The following is an 18,750-nucleotide window of genomic DNA, read 5'->3' as shown; positions in this document are numbered from 1 at the left end:
GCTTATGGACGAAAGAAAGGTCGCGACAGATAGTTCTGTGGCCCGCCCTTCCCTCCGCCCGTGTTAACGGGTTCAGGTTCAACGGGTCGGGCAGCGTGACCTGCCCCTCTCAGCCATTTGTTTCCGTTCGGCTTTCATGATTCGAAAGCCTTGGGCACAAGCTCCCCGGGGATGGCGGGGACGATAGACGCGGCTTTTGCAGCCGTCTAGGGCCGGAAACAGACATGCCGATGATCTATCGCCTCGACGCGCCTGCCCGCGAAGTCGGCCGTACTTTCGGCCTCAATGCAGGGGACGATCCCTGGCCCGGCGGCTCTGTTTCGGCGGGCGGCTTCGCGCCCGTCATCACCATGGGGCGGGAGTTCGTGGCCGGTCCGCGCCCCGAAAAGCGCCTGCCGCGCCGGATGATCCCGCGCCTTTGGGGCGTGCCGCCACCACCGCAGGGCTGGGATGAACGCCGGCATGGCATCCTGACCGTGCGCAATCTGGAAAGCCCGTTCTGGATCGGCAACTTGCGCAACAGCGAATTCCGCTGCCTGGTCCCTGCCAGCGCCTTCATGGAATGGGCCAAGGTGGACCCGCGCGACGGCAAGCGCCGCCAGTGCTGGTTCGGCGCGACCGACCAGCCGATCTTCGCCATGGCCGGCGTGTGGAAGGATAGCGAAGTGCCCAGCTTCGCCCTGCTCACCACGCCCGCCAATGCCGCGCTGCGGGCCGAGGGGCGCGATACGATGCCGGTGATCCTGCCCGCCGATCCGGCCGCGCACGACCTTTGGTTGCGGGGTGACTGGAAGAAGGCGGCGGACCTGGTTGCGCCCTATTCTTCCTCCCTCACATCGCTCAGGATCGCCGGTTAAGGGTCAGGCGTGCATGAATCCGGGCTGGGCAAGGCCGATCAGCGCCAGCCCGAATATCACCGAAATCACCGCCCAGAGCCGCGCCAGCGGCCCCAGCCGATGCTCCAGCACTTTCAGATAGACATCGGCAAAGGCCAGGATCAGCAGCGCTTCTATACACATCAGCGCGCCCAGCACGTTCATCACCCGCGCCAGCCAATCGGGCGAGCCCCAGGGGTTCACCATGTAGATCAGCGACCCGATGAGGAATTCGATCATCGCCACCGACACCTGAAGCGCCGGCGAGCCGCGCAGCTCATCCATCAACAATTGCCATTGCCCGGGACGGCGCAGCTCTCCGATGCCGGCGAACAGGGCGAACAGACCCAGGAACAGCGCGGACCAGTCCGGCATCAGCGCAAGGTCGTTCATGCGAAGCCTCCGTGCGGGTCAAGTATCGGAAAGAATGATCGTTCCCGCCCGCCCCGTCAATTGCCGGTCGATCTCCTTGCCAATCGCGCAAGGCTTGCCGCAAAGGCCCGGCAGCGCCATCTGCCCCCGGTGACCGAAAGCCCCACCGATCTTGACGACCTGCTCCGCGCGATCCGCGCATGCCGCGTCTGCGCGGGCAAGCTGCCGCACGAACCGCGCCCGGTGGTGCAGGCCGGGATCGGCGCGCGGATACTGGTGATCGGGCAGGCGCCGGGCAGCAAGGTTCACGCCAGCGGCCTCGCCTGGGATGACGACAGTGGAGACCGTCTGCGCGGCTGGACCGGGCTGTCGCACGAAGACTTCTACGATCCGGACCGCGTGGCCCACATGCCCAGCGGCTTCTGCTATCCGGGCAAGGGCAATGGTGGCGACCTGCCCCCACGCCCGGAATGCGCGCCGCTGTGGCATCCCCCGCTGCGCGCGGCCCTGCCCGAGGTGCGGCTGACGCTGCTGGTCGGCCAATATGCGCAGAAGCGTTACCTGCCGCGCAGCTTCGCGGCGAATCTGACCGACGCCGTGCATCGCTGGCGGGAGGCGCCGGAAGGGCTGGTGCCCCTCCCCCACCCGGCATGGCGCAGCCGCCTGTGGATGGCGAAGCAGCCGTGGTTCGAATCGGAAATGCTGCCCGACTTGCGCGCACGCATCGCGCAGGCACTGGGGGATTGAGCGCATCGGCCCAGCCCGCATGGGCCCGCGGATCTGCGACGGGCTGCGCGGCCGCCGGGCCCCTATCTATGGATAAAGGCCGCGCGCCCCCTTGCGCCCGCCCGCCCGGTTTTGCCAATAGGCACCCGTGAGCGCCAACATCGTGATCGGGCAGACGCCGCAGGGCGAACCGATCGATATCGACATCAAGGAACTTCTCGCGACCCGCCTGCTGGTGCAGGGCAATTCCGGGTCAGGCAAGTCGCACCTGCTGCGCCGCCTGCTGGAAGAAAGCGCGCCGATCGTGCAGCAGGTGGTGATCGATCCGGAAGGCGACTTCGTGAGTCTGGCCGAGGAATTCGGCCATGTGGTGATCGACGGCGCCGCCTATGCGGAAGCGGAGATCGTGCGCCTGGGCGCGCGCATCCGCCAGCATCGCGCCTCGGTCGTGCTCGCGCTGGACGAGCTGGAAATCGACCAGCAGATGAAGTGCGCCGCGCAGTTCCTGAACGCCATGTTCGATGCCCCGCGTGAGCAATGGTATCCCGCACTGGTCGTGGTGGACGAGGCGCAGATGTTCGCGCCCGCCGCCGCCGGCGAAGTGTCCGAAGAAGCCCGCCGCGTCAGCTTGGCGGCGATGACCAACCTGATGTGCCGTGGCCGCAAGCGCGGCCTGGCCGGCGTGATCGCCACCCAGCGTCTGGCGAAGCTGGCCAAGAACGTGGCGGCAGAAGCCAGCAACTTCCTGATGGGCCGCACCTTCCTGGACATCGACATGATCCGCGCCGCGGACTTGCTGGGCATGGAGCGGCGGCAGGCTGAATCGATCCGCGACCTTGCGCGCGGCCAGTTCCTGGGTCTGGGCCCGGCGATCAGCCGCCGCCCGGTGGCGGTCAACATCGGGGCCGTGCGCACCGGTGCCAAATCGATCACCCCCGGCCTGATGCCGCTGCCCACCGCCTCCACCGACGAACTGCGGGAACTGCTGCACGACAATCTGCATGTCGAGCCGGAGCGGCCCGAATTCCACCGTCCGCCGCCGCGCCCGACGATCGACATCGACGATCTTTCCGCCTCGATCGAACAGTCGCCGACGCTGGCCGCCGCCCCGGCCCCGCGCCCCGAGCGTCCCGAGCCGGAACCCGAGGAAAACCGCGCGGCGATGGTGGAGATCCTGAACCTGATGGCGAAGGACGACGATTGCTCGTTCCAGCCGGCCACCACGCTGTTCCAGGACTTCACGATCCGCTGCCGCATGAAGGGCATTTCCGTGCGCGGGCTGGATGCCACGACCTTCCGCCGGGGCTTCGCCGCCGCGCTGGCCGGGATCGAGGATCCGGACGACGAAAAGTGGTTCGATCTTTTCAATCTGGCGAAGCACGTGCCCGACGATGCGCTGGCGCCGTTCTATCTGATCGCGCTGGCGGCCATGAACGACAAGCCCTGCCCGGATGACATGGTGCTGGCCAAGACGTACGGCACCAGCAGCCCGCGCCGCGTGCAGCGTCTGCTCGATTTCCTGGAGAAGGACGGGCTGATCGTGGTGCGCACCGATTTTTCGGGCAAGCGCTCGGTCGGGCTGCCCGATCTGGGGGTTACCACCGCGCCCGTCGAGGCGTAGAAGGGCCTTATGGCCGAGATCATCAACCTGCGCATGGCCCGCAAGGCCAAGGCCCGAAGCGAAAACAAGGCGCAGGCGCAGGCCAATCGCGCGCAGCATGGCCGCAGCAAGAACGAACGCAAGGCGACCGAGGCGGAGATCGCCCGGATCGACCGCACGGTCGAAGGCGCGCGGCGCGAACGGCCCACCGAAATCGCGGAGGATGAAGCCTGATGCGCACGACCTCGGGCGAAGCTTCGGTGCGGCTCTACCACCTTGACGGCGGGCCGGAAGGCGGCGGCGTCACCACGCTGTTCTACGGCTCGCTGTGGGAAGCGATGGAAGTCGCCGCGCAGCAGACCGAGGACGTGCAGGACGGCCTGTTCATCGCCACCGACAATGACGTGATCGCCTATCTGGATTTGCTGGAAGGCTGATCTGGGTTCGCTGGACGGCTGAGGCCGGAGCGGTCGCAGGCGGAAAAATCCTCGCCAACCCATAACACTCCGTCGCCCCCGCGAAGGCGGGGGCCCCGCTATCTCTTTTCCAAGCGCGCAAAGAAAAGCGCGATCCCCGCCTTCGCGGGGATGACGATAGGTTTTTGCGCTCGCTGCTCAGCGAAGGCCCGACAGCACCGGCTCAGAACCGCGCCTGCAGCCCCGCCGCGACATAGTGGTCGCCCAAATTGCCCTTCACATCGATATGCGGAAACACCGGCATCGACACCGTGCCGTAGGGACGCAGGTTGTCGCCCGTAAGCCGCGCGCCCACACCTACCGCCAGCGCCATCGGCAACCGGTAGGTCGCCTCCACCTTGGCGAAGATCTTGGTGCCGGAATCGTCGCACTTGCCGCCGGAAACCTGATTGCCGCTCTGCTTGCTGAAGCAGTCGCCATTATCGTGGTAGTAGCCCGGATGATCGCGATCGTGGAAGAACAGGCCCACGCCCGGCGTGATCGCGAAGCCGCCGTCCTGAATGACCGGCACGCCCACGGCCAGTTCGCCGCCCCAATCGCCCTCGGAACGGGCGACATTCGCCTCCGCCGTGACGACGCTGGCCATGGCGGGCGCGGAAGCCGCGGCACCGGCGAGAACCGCAAGCGCGGCGAATGCGAATTTCATGACATGTCCTTGATCTGGAATGAGTGACCCGGACGCCGAGGGTTAGGATTCCCGGCCCTGTCGAGGCAAGGCATGGGGATTCGATCCGTCCCGGCAATGGCTCGCCCCGTCCGGAATGCTTGGGGAAACCGCGCCGTTCGCTGCCTCGGCCACCGTCCTAGCCATCCGAAAGATATGCGCCCGAAACGGAGGCGCACGCTTGTCGCACCCGCTGGCGAAGGGCAAAACAGCGCCTCTTGCCGGGAGAGTGCCATGCTGTTCGAGCAGATCACGACGGGGGGCTGCCAGTCCTATCTCCTGGCCTGCCCCGACACGCGCGCGGCGATCCTGATCGATCCGGAGCTATCGCAGATCGACCGCACCGTGGGCCTGGCCGGACAGATGGGCGTCCACGTGCGCTACGTGCTCGACACGCATACCCATGCCGACCATTTCTCCGCCAGCCGCGAGCTTGGCGAACTGCTTCACGCCCCGGTGGTGATGAACCGGCTGAGCCCCGCGCCCTATGCGCAGATGCGGCTAGACGATGGCGATATGCTGATCGTCGGCAACTTGCGACTGCGGGCAATGCATACGCCCGGACACACGCGCGATTCGATGTGCCTGGTGGGAAGCGACAGGGTCTTCACCGGCGACACGCTGCTGATCGGCGGCACCGGCCGCACCGACCTGCCCAGCGGCGATCCCGAAGCGCTGTTCGACAGCCTGTTCGGCAAGCTGCTGACACTGCCGACCGACACGCTGGTCTACCCCGCGCATGACTACAAGGGCCGCAGCAGTTCCACCATCGGCGCGGAAATCGCCGAAAACCCGCGCCTGCAAAAGACCGACCGAGCCGAGTTCGTGGCGATGATGCAGCAGCTGGACCTTGCCGCCCCCACGCACCTGACCGAAGCGCTGCGCACCAACATGAACGGCGGCAAGACGGTGGCGCAACTCCTGTCGGAAGCGGCCGCGCGAGTGCCGTTCATCGCCCTGGAAGAACTCGCCGCGCGCATCGGCGGCAATGCCGGCGAGTTCGTGGTGCTGGACGTGCGCGAGAAGGACGCGTTCGACGCCGGCCACGTGCCCGGCGCCCTCCACCTGCCGCGCGGACAGCTGGAACTGCGCGTCAATTCGATGCTCTGCGATCCGACCGTGAAGATCGTGACCTGCTGCGAATTCGGCAAGATCTCCACGCTGGCCGCAGCGACGTTGCGCGACCTGGGCTTCGTACGCTCCAGCGCGCTGGACGGCGGCATGACGGCATGGCGGGAGGCGGGGTATCCGTTGGAGGGCTGAGGCGACCCAGCTCCAAGGAAGCTATCCGGACTCGCCGACATTGCGGACGTTCATTCTTGAGCCTAGCTTTCCGACATGCGTGGGCTAGCTGCTTTTCTATCAGTCCTTCTTCTGTCGCCATCGACGGCACGAGCCGAATGCCCTTTGGCTTTGACCGCGAATGATATCGAGGTGGTACGGCCTGCCATGCCGCAACTGCCGGAACGAGACCGAGATCCTTTTCCCGAGGCTAACGTACGCGTGACCTGCAAGATTGAGTTGGGCGGCCGCTTAAGTGCGTGTTCGTCCGACCTTCAGGATAAACGGGGCGCCGCGCTCGCAGCCTATGTCGCCCGATGGAGAGTTGTTGCACCACATCGCCAGAGTTGCCCAACTCGGGGAAGGCAATTCATCGCAAAGTTTGTATTGCGGAACGTAGACTGACCCGGCCTACGCGTCTCGACGCAACTCAGATTCAAACCACCTTAACTCTCGTCATTACCTCAGGAATCCTCGTTGTCGGGGTTTGGAGGGCTCGGCGATGCGACGTCCGCTAGCCCACAATTCCTGCCGTAGAGCAGCCAGAGGCGGCATTCTGGAAACGGCCATTCCAACAACCATTGGATAAAACGCAGGCCAGCCTCACTCCTGAAACACCACCTTGGTCCCCGCCGAAACCATCTGCGCCAGCCGCGCGGCGTCCCAGTTGGTCAGGCGCACGCAGCCGTGGCTTTCGGTCTTGCCGATGTTCTGCGGCTCCGGCGTGCCGTGGATGCCGTAGTGCTCCTTGGACAAGTCCAGCCAGACGACGCCGACAGGGCCGTTCGGGCCCGGCTTCAGCAGCTTGTCCTTGGCGTTCTTCTTGGCATCCCAGAACAGATCCGGATTGAAGTGGTAATCGGGATTGCGCGCCTCTCCCACGATCTTCCAGGCGCCTATCGGCAGCGGATCGTGGCCGCTGCCGGTGGTGACCGGGAACTGGGCGATCACCCGGCCCTGCGCGTCGTAGGCGCGGAGGGCTCCATCCGACTTGTCGACCACGATGTGATCGGCGCGCGGCTGGTCGGCTGCGACGCCAAGGCGGACGAGGGTGTCGGCCCAGCCGGTCTTGTCGTCCGGGATCTGTGCGGGCGCGGCATCGGGAATATCGGGCACGCGCAGGGTGCGCCCTGCCCCCAGCACCGTGCCTGGTGCATTGAGGGCCTGCAGCGTCTCGGGCGTGGTGTGAAAGCGCTCGGCCAGCGCCTCGCTCATGCTGCGATAGCCCAGGTGATCGAACTTCGCCTGCCCGGCCATGTCATGCGGCAGGTCCGGAAAGAACGGGCCGCGCGCGAAAGCGATCGGGATAACCACCTGCCGCGTGGCCGCGCCCATTCCGGCCAACAGCGCCTGCTGCGTCGCCGGATCGAGCTTGCCGGTCTGCGGCAGACCCTGCGCCTGCTGGAATCCGCGCAGCGCCAGAGCGTAAGCGGCGCTTTCCTTGCCATCGATCACACCGGGCGAGAAACCACGGCGGCTGAGCGCCACTTGCGCCCGCAGCGCGGGGCTTTCAGGCATCTTCTGCGCGTTGGGCGCGCTCTCGAACGCCAGCGGGTCGGCCGGCTCAGGGGAAGATGGTGCCTGCTCCGGTTCGCGGCGTTCGGAATGGCACGCGCCCAGCAGGGCTACGCCAAGCAGGGCTACGGGGGCGAAGGAAGCGGGAAGAAGCGGTTTCAAGCGACACCGTACGGGCTGTTTTCGATGCCCATTCAACGCGCGAGGCGCGCGGTGGCTGCAAACCATGCCTGGGGTGGAACGAGGGAAAGCGCCGGCGAGGCCCACTGCGGGGGGATGGGAGAGAGGATAAGCCTCGCCAGCGCCTGAGCTTCCCGAGACGGCGGAGGGAGGAGGCCCCAGGAAGCTGCAAGATCAAATTATGATAACGGTATCAGGCGGACAAGGGCCGGACCCAACTGATGCGCCGAACCTGTCTCGCCAGCGGGACAGGTCTTGTCCATTCCGGACCGATGCTGCGGGTTCGATGGAGCGTGGCCGCTTCACGTCCGGCGGAGTTGCGTCAGGACGAGTCGCATCAGGCCGTGAGACCCACACGCTCCATCCGTCGATAGAATGTCGCCCGGCCGATCCCCAGCAGCCGCGCCGCCGCCGAGACATTGCCGCCCGCCCGTGCCAGCGCCTGCCGCAGCACGGTGCGATCGCCATCGTCGAAACCGCCCGTTCCCGGCTGACCCAGCACATCGCCCAGCGGGCGCGGATCGAGCCGCGCGCCAACTTCCATCCCCAGCCGTCGCCGCGCCGTGCGGGTGGCGCCGATCACCAGATCGTCCCGGTCCACCGCCAGCAGTGACGGGCCACTGCCCGGCCGCTCTCCGGGGGCAAGCACGATCCGCGCATCGGCGAAGCTCTGGCAGAAGACATCGCGTTCGATGGTGCGGGCGGCATCGTGCACCAGGGCGGAAACCAGCAGCGCCATCGCCTCATCCAGATCGCGCCGGGCGCTGGAAACGTTCAGCGCCGCCATGATCTGCCCCTGCGGATCGAAGATCGGCGCGGCCATGCAGGAAACGCCGGTGTTGCGGCTGGCAAAGTGCTCGTCGCGGCGGATCGTGACGGGCCGCTGCTCCACAAGGCAGGTGCCGATGCCGTTGGTGCCCTGCAAGTCCTCGCCCCAGCCCGCGCCAAGCGCGAGGCCGTGGGAAACGAACACTTCGTGCTCGGCATCGCTGGCCCGCATGTCCAGCACCACGCCGTCGCCATTGGCCAGCAGCAGGCAGGCGCCACTGCGCCCCACGCTGCCGAACAGGGCATCGACCACCGGCTGGGCGATAAGCGGCAAGGCGCCGCTTGCCTCTCGGATCATGGCCAGGGTTCTGGCTTCGACCGGATCGGCCTTGTTCAATGCGTCCGGATCGAGCCCATAGCGCAAGGCCGAGCGGCACCACGATGCCGCCACGGGTGACAGCGCGGCTGCGGTTTCAGACCGCACCGTGCGAAGGACAAACTCCCCGTGACGGTAACCCTCGTCCGCCATCGCTTTCCCCTGTTCCGGACGGCAAAACTATATGTGTTTCAAGGCATAGTCGATCATCCAATTGATCGGGAAAAACACCGATATAAGTTCCGCGCCGGGGCATCCCTTCATCCGCCATCCTGCGGCGGATTGACCTGCACACACGTTGCCGTTCGCGATCCGCCATTGTCTCTGCCCGCCGCTTGCCATACCGGCGAGCGCGATGAAGAGGCTCGATTCCTTCCTCGCGGCGTCTCTGGCGCGGATCGATGGCGCTGGGCAGCGGCGCGTGCTGCGCCCTGCTGCGCTGACCACCGCCGGCCGCATCCGGCGCGACGGGCGCGAACTGGTCGATTTTTCCAGCAACGACTATCTCGGCCTCGCCACCCATCCGCTGCTGGCGGAGCGCGCGGCCGAATGGACGCGCGAACATGGCACCGGATCGGGCGCATCGCGGCTGGTGACGGGCACCAGCCCGGCGCATCTCGCCGTGGAAGCGCGGATCGCGAAGTTCAAGCATGCCGAAGCGGCGCTGGTCTTCGCCAGCGGCTGGCAAGCCAACGCTGCCACGATCCCTGCACTGATCGCCGCCATGCCCGGTGTTGCGGTGTTCGCGGACCGGCTGATCCACGCGAGCATGCATGCCGGGGTGGCCATGTCCGGCGCGCGCCAGCACCGGTTCCGCCACAACGATCTCGACCATCTCGAACAGCTTCTCGCCACCAAGGGCGCGGAGGCTCCGGCACGACTGATCCTGACCGAGAGCGTGTTCTCGATGGATGGCGACCGCGCCGATGTGCTGCGCCTGGCGGAAATCGCCGAACGGCACGACGCCATTCTCTACATCGACGAGGCGCATGCGACCGGCGTGCTTGGCCCGGACGGCGCGGGCCTCTCCGCCCTGGCGCCGGGGCGTGTCGATGTCATCATGGGCACGTTCAGCAAGGCGCTGGGCGGGTTCGGCGCCTATATCGCCGGATCGCAAGTGCTGATCGACTATCTGGTCAACGCGGCCAGCGGCATGATCTTCACCACCGCGCCGCCGCCCGCCGTGCTGGGCGCCGTCGATGCCGCGCTGGATCTTGTGCCGGCGATGGAGGCCGAGCGCGCCCATCTCTCCGCGCTGGGCGACCGCCTGCGCGCTGGGCTTGCGCGGTTGGGGCTCGACCATGGCGAATCCTCCACCCAGATCGTGCCCGCCGTGATCGGGGCGGAGGCCGATGCCATGGCCCTCTCCCGCAAGCTGGAGGAAGCCGGCTTCCTCGCCTCCGCGATCCGCCCACCGACGGTGCCGCCCGGCACCAGCCGCCTGCGCATCGCGCTGCGCGCCACGCATTCGCAGGCCGATATCGACGCGCTGCTCGCCGCCATCGAGGCGCATCGGTGAAGCTGCTTTTCGCGCATGGCTGGGGTTTCGACCGGACCTTTTGGCAGCCGCTTGCCGCCTCGCTGGCAGATTTCGACTGCGCAATCGACGATCGCGGTTACTTCGGCGCGCCCATCGCGCCTGAAGTGGTAGGCCCCTGCATCGCAGTGACGCACAGCTTCGGCACGATCCGCGTACTGGCCGATCCGCCGCCGGGGCTGGTCGGCGTGGTCGCGATCAACGGCTTTGCGCGCTTCACGGCGCCGCTCGGCCAGCCGGGCGTGCCGGTGCGCGTGGTGGAGCACATGATCCGCCGTTTCGGACAGACCCCGGCAGGCGTGCTCGCCAGCTTCCACCAGCAGATCGGCGGCACGGTGCCGAAGGGCAAGATCGATGCCGACCTGCTTCGGCTCGACCTGCTGCGCTTGCGCGATGCGCGGGCGCCGCTGCCCAAGGTTCCGGTGATCTCGCTGCAAGGCGGGCAGGATCCGCTGATGCCCGGCCCGATGCGCGCCACCACGTTCGAAGGCGCGGAAGTGCGCCGGATCGAGAGCGAGGCGGGCGGGCACTTGCTCCCGATCGAGGATCCCGAACTCTGCGCCGAAGCGGTGCGCGGGCTGGCGGCGATGCTGACACCGGCGGGGCCGGCATGAACGTCCCGCGCGAGAAAGTCCGCCGCGCCTTCGCCGCCGCGCCTGACTACGACGGCCACGCCCGCGTGCAACGCGAGGTGGCAGAGGCGCTAGCCGCGCGGATCGCCGCTCTCGACCTGTCTGAAAATCCGCGGGTGCTGGAGATCGGCTGCGGCACCGGCTTTCTCACCGAAGCGCTCGGCAATGTCGGGATCGGCGGCGACTGGCTGATCACCGACCTCGCGCCCGAAATGCTGGAGCGTTGCCGCGCTCGCCTTGGCGAGAACGCGCATCGCCGCTTCGCGGTGCTGGATGGCGAATATGGGGCGCCCCAGGGTGCCCCGTTCGATCTGATCTGCTCCAGCCTTGCGGTGCAGTGGTTCGACGATGCCCCCGCCGCTCTCGCGCGCATGGCGGAGTGGCTGGCGCCCGGCGGCCACCTGATCGTCACCACGCTCGGCCCCGGTAGCTTCGCCGAATGGCGCGCCGCCCACGTGGCCGAGGGCCTGAGCGCCGGAACGCCCGCTTTCGCGCCGATCTCCAACTTCCGCGAATGCACCGTCACGGTCGAAAACCATGTGGAGCGCCACGAAGACCCGATGGCGTTCCTGCGCGGCCTCAAGGCCATCGGCGCGCAGGCGGCCGACGCCAACCATCGGCCACTGACACCGGGACAATTGCGCCGCACGCTGGGTCGATTTGCCCAAAGCGGATGCGAAGTGACTTACGAGGTCGTGACCTGTCACGTATGCCGCGCTAGTTGAGCGGCTTATGAGCACCATCATCGTAACCGGCACCGATACCGAGATCGGCAAGACCGTCTTCGCCGCCGCGCTCGCGGGCGCCCTTGGCGCGCATTACTGGAAGCCGGTTCAGGCCGGGCTGGAAGAGGACGGCGGCGATGCCGACCGCGTCGCCCGCCTCTCAGGCCTGCCGCGCGAAAACGTGCTGGCGGAAGCCTATCGCCTCACCACCCCCTGCTCGCCCCACCGCGCGGCGGAGATAGACGGGGTGGAGATCGATCCTGCCCGCCTCGCCCTGCCGCATGTCGATGGCGCGCTGGTGGTGGAAGGTGCCGGCGGCGCGCTGGTGCCGCTGTCGCGCAGCATGACGTATGCCGACCAGTTCGCGCGCTGGCAGGCGCCGGTGATCGTGGTGGCGCGCACGGTGCTGGGCACGATCAACCATTCGCTGCTGACGATCGAAGCCCTGCGAGCGCGCGGCGTGGAAGTGTTGGGCGTCGCCTTCGTCGGCGAAGCTCAGGAAGACAGCGAAGCGACGATCTGCACGATGGGCAAAGTCCGCCGCCTCGGCCGCCTGCCGCATGTCTCCCCGCTGACGCCGGAGACGCTGCGCGAGGCCTTCGCCGCAAATTTCGATCTCAAGGATTTCGTCGTGGAAACGGGGGCGGCATGAGTTCTTCGATCTGGCATCCCTTCACCCAGCACGGCCTGAACGAGCCGGTGCCGCTGGTCACCCATGCCAAGGGCGCGCTGCTCCACACGGCGGACGGGCGCGCGGTGATCGACGCGATTTCCTCGTGGTGGGTGACGACGCACGGCCATTGCCACCCGCGCATCATGGCCGCGATTGCCGAGCAGACGCAGAAGCTGGACCAGTTGATCTTCGCGGGCTGGACGCATGAGCCGGCCGAGGAAGTCGCCGCCGGGCTGCGCGCGATCATGCCGGAAAGCCTGACGCGGGTATTCTTCTCGGACTCCGGCTCCACCGCCGTCGAAGTCGCACTGAAGATGGCGCTGGGCTTCTGGCACTGGCGCGGCGAAAACCGCCACCGCATCGTGGTGATGGAGCATTCCTACCACGGCGACACCATCGGCGCGATGTCGGTTGGCGCGCGCGGCGTGTTCAACCGGCCTTACGACCCGCTGCTGTTCGACGTGGGCCGCATCCCCTTCCCCGCCGCCGGTGCCGAACAGGAAACGCTCGACGCCCTGGAAGCGCTCTGCCGCCTGCCGGACACGGCCGCGCTGATCGTGGAGCCGCTGGTGCTCGGTTCCGGCGGAATGCTGATCTACGGCCCCGAAACGCTGAAGGCGATGCGCGAGATCTGCGCAAAGCACGGCGTGCTGTTCATCGCCGACGAAGTGATGACCGCCTGGGGCCGCACCGGCACGCTCACCGCCTGCAAACAGGCGGGCGTGGTGCCCGATATCCTGTGCCTGTCGAAAGGCCTGACCGGGGGCTCCGTCCCGCTGGCCGTCACCATGGCGGCGGAACCGATCTTCGAGGCGCACCATTCGACAGACCGCGCGCGGATGTTCTTCCACTCGTCCAGCTACACCGCCAACCCGATCGCCTGCGCGGCGGCAGCGGCCAACCTTGCCATCTGGCGCGCGGAGCCGGTGCTGGAACGGGTGAGCGCGCTGGCCGCAAAGCAGGTCGCGTGGATCGAGAAGCTCGACCGGTTCTGCCACTTCGACAATCCGCGCACGCTTGGCACCATCGCCGCGCTGGACCTGAAGACCAGCGGCGAAACCGGCTACATGAGCGACCTTGCCCCGCGCCTGATGGCCTTCTTCCGAGAGCGCGATGTGCTGCTCCGCCCGCTGGGCAACACCGTCTACGTGATGCCGCCCTATTGCATCACCGACGAGGAACTGGCCCGAGTGTGGGATGCCATTGGTGAGGCGGTCATCTCTTTCTAGCCCCGCCTTGTCTCACACAATGACCGGCCAGGTGAAGAAGTGTTCACCCGTGCACAAAAGCTTCTGTCCAGTCCCTGACGAATCGGATACCAATTCGCGCGAATTTTCGCTTCTTGAATTAGCCGTTTCATTGTTTCGGGAGGCGCAAGGGTCTGCCCGGAACCGAGGGGAAGGACCGCGATGACGCTCCGTATCAATTCCGAAGCGCCCAATTTCAGGGCAGAGACCACCGAAGGCCCGATCAATTTCCACGAATGGATCGGTGACAGCTGGGCCATCCTGTTCTCTCACCCGAAAGACTTCACGCCGGTCTGCACCACCGAGCTGGGCTACATGGCCAGCCTCAAGCCCGAATTCGACAAGCGCAATACCAAGATCATCGGCCTCAGCGTCGATCCGGTCGGCAATCACGACCGCTGGGCCGAAGATATCGCGGAAACGCAGGGCACCAAGCCGAACTTCCCGATGATCGGCGATACCGAACTCACCGTAGCCAAGCTCTACAACATGCTGCCCGAAGCGATCGAGGGCGGCGCGGAAGGCCGCACGGCAGCGGATAACGCCACCGTGCGCACCGTCTTCGTGATCGGCCCGGACAAGCGCATCAAGCTGATGATCAGCTACCCGATGACCACCGGCCGCAACTTCGACGAGATCCTACGCGTGCTCGATTCGATGCAGCTCACCGCCCGCCACCGCGTGGCGACCCCAGTGAACTGGCAGGACGGCGAGAAGGTGATCATCGTCCCCGCCGTTTCGGACGAGGAAGCGGCCAAGATCTATCCGGAAGGTTGGGAGACGCTGAAGCCCTACCTGCGCCTGGTAGCGCAGCCGGAGTAAGGCCCAGTCCTCCCCGGCACGGGGAGGGCGACCGCCCGAAGGGTGGTGGAGGGGATTGGCGGTTTACGCAAAAGTCGCGTGAGGACGCGGCTCCCCTCCGTCAGCCGCTTCGCGACTGCCACCTCCCCGTCCCGGGGAGGACAAGCGGGGCTCAAACCGCCTCGATCGTCACCGTATCGATGGTGAACGAGCCATCCGCCTCGATCTCGAACCAGCCCGCCACTTCGGCTGATGCGACGACCTGAAGCGCACGGATTGCTGCGACACGCTCGGGCGGGGTACGCATCCGGGCGGTCCAGGTGGCGAAATCCATGCGCAGCCGTGCAGTGCGAACCTCGCGCACGGCGAACCCGGCGCGGTCGAGCATCGCGATCCACTGTGCCACCGTATAGTCGCGCACGTGGCTGACATCGCGCAGCAGTTCCACCGTCTGCAAGTGCGTGTCCGCCGAAGCGTCGCCGGGTGCGACCACGTCCACGAAGATCGCCGGCGAACCCGGCTTCAACACGCGCCGCGCCTCGCGAAGGCCAGCCTCGGCATCGCGCCAATGGTGGGTGGAGAAACGACAGGCCAGGAAGTCGAAGCCGTCGTCGGCAAACGGCAGCGCTTCGGCGGGCGCCGCTTCCACCGCAATATTCGCAAGGCCCCGCCGCGCCGCTTCGGCCGCGACTTGCTCCAGCATCTCCGGCGAGAGGTCGCAGGCCGTCACCTTCGCCGCGTGCGGAGCCATGGCATAGGCGACATGGCCGCCACCTGCCCCCAAGTCGAGCGCGTGCCCCGGTGCGGCCACGAGCGCGCGGGCGGCGATGGTTTCCAAGTCCGCTCCGGACGCGTGGACGGCGCTGGTTACGTAGGTCGCGGACACTTCCCCGAACTGGCTCTGCGCCAGAGTGTGTTGCGCCGGGTTGTGTTTAGACGGTGCATTCTGGGTCTGATCGGTCATGGTCGATCTCCTTTCGGCGCCCTCAATGCCTTCGATTTAGCCTGTTACAATGGACATAATTATCCTGTTATAAGCGTTGCCATGTCCACCGAGGAACAACGCCGCCTGCTGGGTGCTTTCGTCCGCGCCCGCCGCGAAGGGCTCGCGCCTGAGGGCCACGCCCGCCGCCGCCGCACGCCCGGCCTGCGGCGGGAGGAACTGGCCGCGCGCGCCGCCATCGGCACCACCTGGGTCGCCTGGATCGAACAGGGGCGCGAGGTGCGCCCCTCTGCCGAAACGCTTGGCCGGCTCGCCGGTGCCCTCAGCCTGTCCCCCGCCGAGCGCGACTACCTGTTCTCGCTTGCCGAGCGGCGCGATCCGGCCGATCCCTTCGCGCCTTCGCCTGAGGCCGCGCCACCGGCGATCACTGCCGCCATCGCCGCACTGCCCTTCCCGGCCTATGCGCTCGATCCCGCGTGGTCGGTCTGTGCGACCAATGCCGGGGCGCGGCGGCTGTTTGCCGGGATGTTCGATATGGAGGCCGCGCCCAACTTGCTGCGCTACGTCTTCACGCACCCCGCCGCGCGCAGCCTGCTGCCCGACTGGCACACGCGCGCCATGCGCCTGCTGGCCGAGTTCCGCCGCGACTATGGCCGCGTGATGGCCGATCCGCGCGTGGCGGCGGTGGTGGAGTGGCTACAGGTGGAGAGCCCGGAGTTTCGCGCGGGTTGGGAAAGCCAGTCGGTGCTCGCGCGCGCGGGTGGCGCGCGCGATTTCCTCCATCCGGAGGACGGGTTGCTTCACTTTACCCAGCACACTCTTGCCGATGTGGAGCGCGAGGATTTCCGGCTGGTGTTTCTGGAGCCGGTTGGGGGCGACTGACTTACGGCCTCTCCAAATCCGCCAGACACAACAGCCCTCCGCACCACATAACTCCGTCGCCCCCGCTAAGGCGGGGGCCCCGCTTCCTTCCTCCTCCCCGCGAAGAACAAGCGGGATCCCCGCCTTCGCGGGGATGACGGGATAGGGGCGCTGGATGGAACGGGGCGAGTGGAGCGTGCGGTACAAGCTGCCCCGCCCTTGGGTCCCGCTTTGGAGCCCCTAAAGCTCCATCACGCTGGGCTTGCTGGAGCGTTCGATCATGCCGGTCGTCCGCTCGCCATCCCATTCGTAGAAGGCGTGGCTCTGCTGGACGAGCGGGAAGTCCTTGGGCCAGTCCGGCGGCAACACATGCCCACCGCGCGAGCGGGTGTTGGTGAAGGTCTTGCCGGCAATCTCCACCCGGTGACCGTCGATGGTTTCCAGCACGAAGGACACGTCTTCCCCGCCGGTGACGAAGCGCCGCAGCCAAGGCACTTGCACCGGCCGCGCGGGCGTGCGGGTGCCGTCCGCGTCGATGATCCAGCCCTCGGCATAGTTGAGCGCCCCGTCCTCACGCGGCGGATAGATGTTGAAGCCGAACGCGCGTCCGCTGGGGAACGTGGCGGACTGCCAGCAGTGCCCCCAGAACCCGGCGAAGGCGCGGAAGCCGGTGCGGCGGATGCGCAGGCCGTTGGCTTTGAACGGCCGGCTCTCGCCATTGACGGTGAGCGTGCCGGCGCAGCGGAACAGCTGTTCGTAGCGCGGGCTCATGAAGCTGCCCTGCTCGCCGCCGAGCGCCTCGGCCGCTTCGGGCAGCAGCGATCCCGGTACCCACGGCGGCGCGGCCATTTCCATATCGACGGACACTTCGAGATCGGCCCAGGCCGTTTCCTCGAAGCCGGGATTGTCGATGATCTCCTGCGCGGTGGTCTCCGCCACCTGTCCCTTGTAGGTCACCGTCCAACGGCGGAACGGCTCCACGCATTCGAAGCGCACCGGGCCGGTGCCGCGCACGGTGGGGCGGCCTTCGGCGTCATAGGGCGAATGCGTGTCGCCGTCGCCACGCTTGGAAAGCAGGCGGCCATCGGCGAAGGCAACGTCCAGCCAGAACTCGTGCCGATCCCAGTGAGAGCCTACCGCCTCGACGCCGATGCGCATGGCGAAGAGGCCGTTTTCTTCCTCGATCCAGACGTTCACGGCATCGCGCAAGCCGTCATCGGGCTTTTCGGCCACGACGAATTCGCGATCTTCAGGAACGCCGCCGGTCAGGTCCATCGCTGCAGTCGCCATAGCTCTCCCCTTCGATATTGTCGGGCGGGAGGCTGTCATGACGCGCGCGTCAGGTCACGCCCCGGCACATGCGCCGGAGCGATATCGGACCTGTCTCAAACGGCATTTTCTAATGCGCAGGTGCCGCAAATCCGGCCAGCGGCCGGATTTCAATCAAGCATACGGCGGCTTGTGGAGGCCCTTGGGGCTGGTCGTGAAGATCTCACAACCCGTCTCGGTAATGCCGATCGAGTGTTCGAACTGCGCCGAGAGCGACTTGTCGCGCGTCACCGCCGTCCAGCCGTCCGAAAGCAGCTTCACCGGCGGCTTGCCCAGGTTGATCATCGGTTCGATGGTCATGAACATGCCCGGCTTCAGCAATGGGCCAGTGCCGGGGCGGCCGGCATGCACCACTTCGGGCGCATCGTGGAACAGACGGCCAAGGCCGTGGCCGCAGAACTCGCGCACGACGCCGTAGCGGAACGACTCGGCATAGGCCTGAATGGCCGCACCGATGTCACCCACGCGGTTGCCGGGCTTGGCCTGCTCGATGCCGATCATCAGGCACTCATAAGTCACGTCGACCAGGCGGCGCGCCTTCAGCGAGACGTCGCCGGCCAAGTACATGCGGCTGGTGTCGCCGTGCCAGCCGTCGAGCAGCGGGGTCACGTCGATATTGACGATGTCGCCGTCCTTGATCGTCTTTTCCGACGGAATGCCGTGGCAAACCACGTGGTTGATCGAGATGCAGCACGAATGGGCATAGCCGCGATAGCCGAGCGTCGCCGGCACGGCGCCGCCGTCCAGCGTCAATTCGCGCACCTTGTCGTCGATCTCGGCCGTGGAAACGCCCGGCTGCACCATCGGCGCAATCTCGTCGAGAATCATGGCGGCAAGGCGGCCGGCCTTGCGCATGCCCTCGAAGCCCTCAGGGCCGTGCAGCTTGATGGTGCCGTCGCGCAGGACGGTTTCACTTCCGGGTTCGACGGTCTGGTATTCGGTCATGGCGCCAAGATAGCGAGGCCGGATCGAAATTGCGAATCAGGACTGCGCAGTTGTGGTTGCGTTTCGTCGAAAGTCCGTTTGGAAAATGCCCGAGTGGGCATTTTCATGCGGCACCAGCCCACTCCCCCACCCGACCTCCCATCAGGATACATTGGTGGGAGGTCGGGTGGGGGAGTGGGCTGGTGCCGCAGAATTCGCCTTCAGCGAATTTTCAGAAAAAGCGC

20 protein-coding genes and 1 riboswitch are annotated in these 18,750 nt (G+C 66.8%); of the genes, 13 read left to right on the top strand and 7 right to left on the bottom strand.

Going from position 1 to position 18,750, the window contains the following annotated elements; translation table 11 throughout:
* Positions 1-32: 32 nt before the first annotated feature.
* A riboswitch (TPP riboswitch) is annotated at positions 33-178 on the bottom strand.
* 46 nt (positions 179-224) lie between these two features.
* A complete protein-coding gene (locus WBP07_RS00575) occupies positions 225-857 on the top strand; it encodes an SOS response-associated peptidase family protein (protein ID WP_395393465.1) in 633 nt (210 codons plus the stop codon).
* Between the two features lie 3 nt (positions 858-860).
* Here the strand turns inward: WBP07_RS00575 and WBP07_RS00570 are convergent, their stop codons facing one another.
* On the bottom strand, positions 861-1,268 hold the full coding sequence (locus WBP07_RS00570) for a hypothetical protein (protein ID WP_395393462.1): 408 nt from the start codon (positions 1,266-1,268) through the stop codon (positions 861-863).
* Between the two features lie 129 nt (positions 1,269-1,397).
* Between WBP07_RS00570 and WBP07_RS00565 the strand changes: the two genes are divergently transcribed.
* The 4 genes from WBP07_RS00565 (at position 1,398) to WBP07_RS00550 (ending at position 4,010) form a co-directional block, all read left to right on the top strand.
* Positions 1,398-1,994 carry a uracil-DNA glycosylase family protein gene (locus WBP07_RS00565; protein WP_395393461.1) on the top strand — a complete coding sequence of 199 codons (597 nt, stop codon included), beginning with the start codon at positions 1,398-1,400 and terminating at the stop codon, positions 1,992-1,994.
* Between the two features lie 127 nt (positions 1,995-2,121).
* Positions 2,122-3,594 carry a helicase HerA domain-containing protein gene (locus WBP07_RS00560; RefSeq protein WP_395393460.1) on the top strand — a complete coding sequence of 491 codons (1,473 nt, stop codon included), beginning with the start codon at positions 2,122-2,124 and terminating at the stop codon, positions 3,592-3,594.
* A 9-nt stretch (positions 3,595-3,603) separates the two neighbouring features.
* Positions 3,604-3,807: a DUF4169 family protein gene (locus WBP07_RS00555; protein WP_395393458.1), complete on the top strand. Its 204-nt coding sequence runs from the start codon at positions 3,604-3,606 to the stop codon at positions 3,805-3,807.
* Positions 3,807-4,010: a hypothetical protein gene (locus tag WBP07_RS00550; RefSeq protein ID WP_395328029.1), complete on the top strand. Its 204-nt coding sequence runs from the start codon at positions 3,807-3,809 to the stop codon at positions 4,008-4,010. Before WBP07_RS00555 ends, WBP07_RS00550 begins: the two co-directional genes overlap by 1 nt.
* Positions 4,011-4,212: 202 nt before the next feature.
* Here WBP07_RS00550 and WBP07_RS00545 read toward each other — a convergent pair whose 3' ends face one another.
* Positions 4,213-4,695, bottom strand: a complete 483-nt coding sequence (locus tag WBP07_RS00545; protein ID WP_395393456.1) for a hypothetical protein — start codon at positions 4,693-4,695, stop codon at positions 4,213-4,215.
* Positions 4,696-4,947: 252 nt separating this feature from the next.
* Between WBP07_RS00545 and WBP07_RS00540 the strand changes: the two genes are divergently transcribed.
* On the top strand, positions 4,948-5,976 hold the full coding sequence (locus WBP07_RS00540; RefSeq protein ID WP_395393455.1) for an MBL fold metallo-hydrolase: 1,029 nt from the start codon (positions 4,948-4,950) through the stop codon (positions 5,974-5,976).
* Positions 5,977-6,597: 621 nt separating this feature from the next.
* Here WBP07_RS00540 and WBP07_RS00535 read toward each other — a convergent pair.
* The gene (locus tag WBP07_RS00535; protein ID WP_395393454.1) at positions 6,598-7,671 is read right to left on the bottom strand and encodes a L,D-transpeptidase; all 1,074 of its coding nucleotides are present in this window, start codon (positions 7,669-7,671) and stop codon (positions 6,598-6,600) included.
* Positions 7,672-8,026: 355 nt separating this feature from the next.
* The gene (locus WBP07_RS00530; protein ID WP_395393451.1) at positions 8,027-8,986 is read right to left on the bottom strand and encodes a GAF domain-containing protein; all 960 of its coding nucleotides are present in this window, start codon (positions 8,984-8,986) and stop codon (positions 8,027-8,029) included.
* A gap of 202 nt (positions 8,987-9,188) precedes the next feature.
* On the opposite strand from WBP07_RS00530, the gene bioF reads away from it, so the two are divergent.
* The 6 genes from bioF to WBP07_RS00500 all read left to right on the top strand — a co-directional run bounded on the left by bioF (position 9,189) and on the right by WBP07_RS00500 (position 14,469).
* Positions 9,189-10,352 carry an 8-amino-7-oxononanoate synthase gene (bioF, locus tag WBP07_RS00525; RefSeq protein ID WP_395393450.1) on the top strand — a complete coding sequence of 388 codons (1,164 nt, stop codon included), beginning with the start codon at positions 9,189-9,191 and terminating at the stop codon, positions 10,350-10,352.
* Positions 10,349-10,984 carry an alpha/beta fold hydrolase gene (locus WBP07_RS00520; protein WP_395393448.1) on the top strand — a complete coding sequence of 212 codons (636 nt, stop codon included), beginning with the start codon at positions 10,349-10,351 and terminating at the stop codon, positions 10,982-10,984. Before bioF ends, WBP07_RS00520 begins: the two co-directional genes overlap by 4 nt.
* Positions 10,981-11,727, top strand: coding sequence for a methyltransferase domain-containing protein (locus WBP07_RS00515; RefSeq protein WP_395393446.1), 747 nt, complete (start codon positions 10,981-10,983; stop codon positions 11,725-11,727). The genes WBP07_RS00520 and WBP07_RS00515 overlap by 4 nt, the downstream gene beginning before the upstream one ends.
* Positions 11,728-11,734: 7 nt before the next feature.
* On the top strand, positions 11,735-12,379 hold the full coding sequence (gene bioD / locus WBP07_RS00510; RefSeq protein ID WP_395393445.1) for a dethiobiotin synthase: 645 nt from the start codon (positions 11,735-11,737) through the stop codon (positions 12,377-12,379).
* The gene (locus WBP07_RS00505; protein ID WP_395393442.1) at positions 12,376-13,629 is read left to right on the top strand and encodes an adenosylmethionine--8-amino-7-oxononanoate transaminase; all 1,254 of its coding nucleotides are present in this window, start codon (positions 12,376-12,378) and stop codon (positions 13,627-13,629) included. The genes bioD and WBP07_RS00505 overlap by 4 nt, the downstream gene beginning before the upstream one ends.
* Before the next feature lie 180 nt (positions 13,630-13,809).
* Complete coding sequence (locus tag WBP07_RS00500) at positions 13,810-14,469, top strand: peroxiredoxin (RefSeq protein WP_395393440.1); 660 nt, start codon at positions 13,810-13,812, stop codon at positions 14,467-14,469.
* Positions 14,470-14,620: 151 nt separating this feature from the next.
* On the opposite strand, the gene WBP07_RS00495 is transcribed toward WBP07_RS00500, so the two are convergent.
* Complete coding sequence (locus tag WBP07_RS00495) at positions 14,621-15,412, bottom strand: class I SAM-dependent methyltransferase (protein ID WP_395393439.1); 792 nt, start codon at positions 15,410-15,412, stop codon at positions 14,621-14,623.
* 81 nt (positions 15,413-15,493) lie between these two features.
* Here WBP07_RS00495 and WBP07_RS00490 point away from each other — a divergent pair, with 81 nt between their 5' ends.
* The gene (locus tag WBP07_RS00490) at positions 15,494-16,273 is read left to right on the top strand and encodes a helix-turn-helix domain-containing protein (RefSeq protein ID WP_395393438.1); all 780 of its coding nucleotides are present in this window, start codon (positions 15,494-15,496) and stop codon (positions 16,271-16,273) included.
* Between the two features lie 219 nt (positions 16,274-16,492).
* On the opposite strand, the gene WBP07_RS00485 is transcribed toward WBP07_RS00490, so the two are convergent.
* Both WBP07_RS00485 and map read right to left on the bottom strand, forming a co-directional pair.
* Positions 16,493-17,542 (bottom strand): hypothetical protein, encoded by a 1,050-nt coding sequence (locus tag WBP07_RS00485; protein ID WP_395393436.1) that lies wholly within the window; start codon positions 17,540-17,542, stop codon positions 16,493-16,495.
* Positions 17,543-17,695: 153 nt separating this feature from the next.
* Positions 17,696-18,526: a type I methionyl aminopeptidase gene (gene map / locus WBP07_RS00480; RefSeq protein WP_395393434.1), complete on the bottom strand. Its 831-nt coding sequence runs from the start codon at positions 18,524-18,526 to the stop codon at positions 17,696-17,698.
* Positions 18,527-18,750 lie beyond the last annotated feature (224 nt).

The sequence above is a fragment of the Novosphingobium oxfordense genome, from assembly GCF_044029435.1.
In the GTDB taxonomy this organism is placed as follows: Bacteria; Pseudomonadota; Alphaproteobacteria; order Sphingomonadales; family Sphingomonadaceae; genus Novosphingobium.
Note: the sequence above shows the minus strand (reverse complement) of the source record. Positions and strands in the feature narration are given on the sequence as shown.

Excerpts from the sequence above, each read along its gene's own strand:
- WBP07_RS00530 (WP_395393451.1), bottom strand. The coding sequence starts at position 8,986 with ATGGCGGACGAGGGTTACCGTCACGGGGAGTTTGTCCTTCGCACGGTG.
- bioD (WP_395393445.1), top strand. The coding sequence starts at position 11,735 with ATGAGCACCATCATCGTAACCGGCACCGATACCGAGATCGGCAAGACC.
- WBP07_RS00495 (WP_395393439.1), bottom strand. The coding sequence starts at position 15,412 with ATGACCGATCAGACCCAGAATGCACCGTCTAAACACAACCCGGCGCAA.
- WBP07_RS00545 (WP_395393456.1), bottom strand. The coding sequence starts at position 4,695 with ATGAAATTCGCATTCGCCGCGCTTGCGGTTCTCGCCGGTGCCGCGGCT.
- WBP07_RS00515 (WP_395393446.1), top strand. The coding sequence starts at position 10,981 with ATGAACGTCCCGCGCGAGAAAGTCCGCCGCGCCTTCGCCGCCGCGCCT.
- WBP07_RS00485 (WP_395393436.1), bottom strand. The coding sequence starts at position 17,542 with ATGGCGACTGCAGCGATGGACCTGACCGGCGGCGTTCCTGAAGATCGC.
- WBP07_RS00550 (WP_395328029.1), top strand. The coding sequence starts at position 3,807 with ATGCGCACGACCTCGGGCGAAGCTTCGGTGCGGCTCTACCACCTTGAC.
- WBP07_RS00555 (WP_395393458.1), top strand. The coding sequence starts at position 3,604 with ATGGCCGAGATCATCAACCTGCGCATGGCCCGCAAGGCCAAGGCCCGA.
- WBP07_RS00575 (WP_395393465.1), top strand. The coding sequence starts at position 225 with ATGCCGATGATCTATCGCCTCGACGCGCCTGCCCGCGAAGTCGGCCGT.
- WBP07_RS00490 (WP_395393438.1), top strand. The coding sequence starts at position 15,494 with ATGTCCACCGAGGAACAACGCCGCCTGCTGGGTGCTTTCGTCCGCGCC.
- bioF (WP_395393450.1), top strand. The coding sequence starts at position 9,189 with ATGAAGAGGCTCGATTCCTTCCTCGCGGCGTCTCTGGCGCGGATCGAT.
- WBP07_RS00540 (WP_395393455.1), top strand. The coding sequence starts at position 4,948 with ATGCTGTTCGAGCAGATCACGACGGGGGGCTGCCAGTCCTATCTCCTG.
- WBP07_RS00570 (WP_395393462.1), bottom strand. The coding sequence starts at position 1,268 with ATGAACGACCTTGCGCTGATGCCGGACTGGTCCGCGCTGTTCCTGGGT.
- map (WP_395393434.1), bottom strand. The coding sequence starts at position 18,526 with ATGACCGAATACCAGACCGTCGAACCCGGAAGTGAAACCGTCCTGCGC.
- WBP07_RS00500 (WP_395393440.1), top strand. The coding sequence starts at position 13,810 with ATGACGCTCCGTATCAATTCCGAAGCGCCCAATTTCAGGGCAGAGACC.
- WBP07_RS00505 (WP_395393442.1), top strand. The coding sequence starts at position 12,376 with ATGAGTTCTTCGATCTGGCATCCCTTCACCCAGCACGGCCTGAACGAG.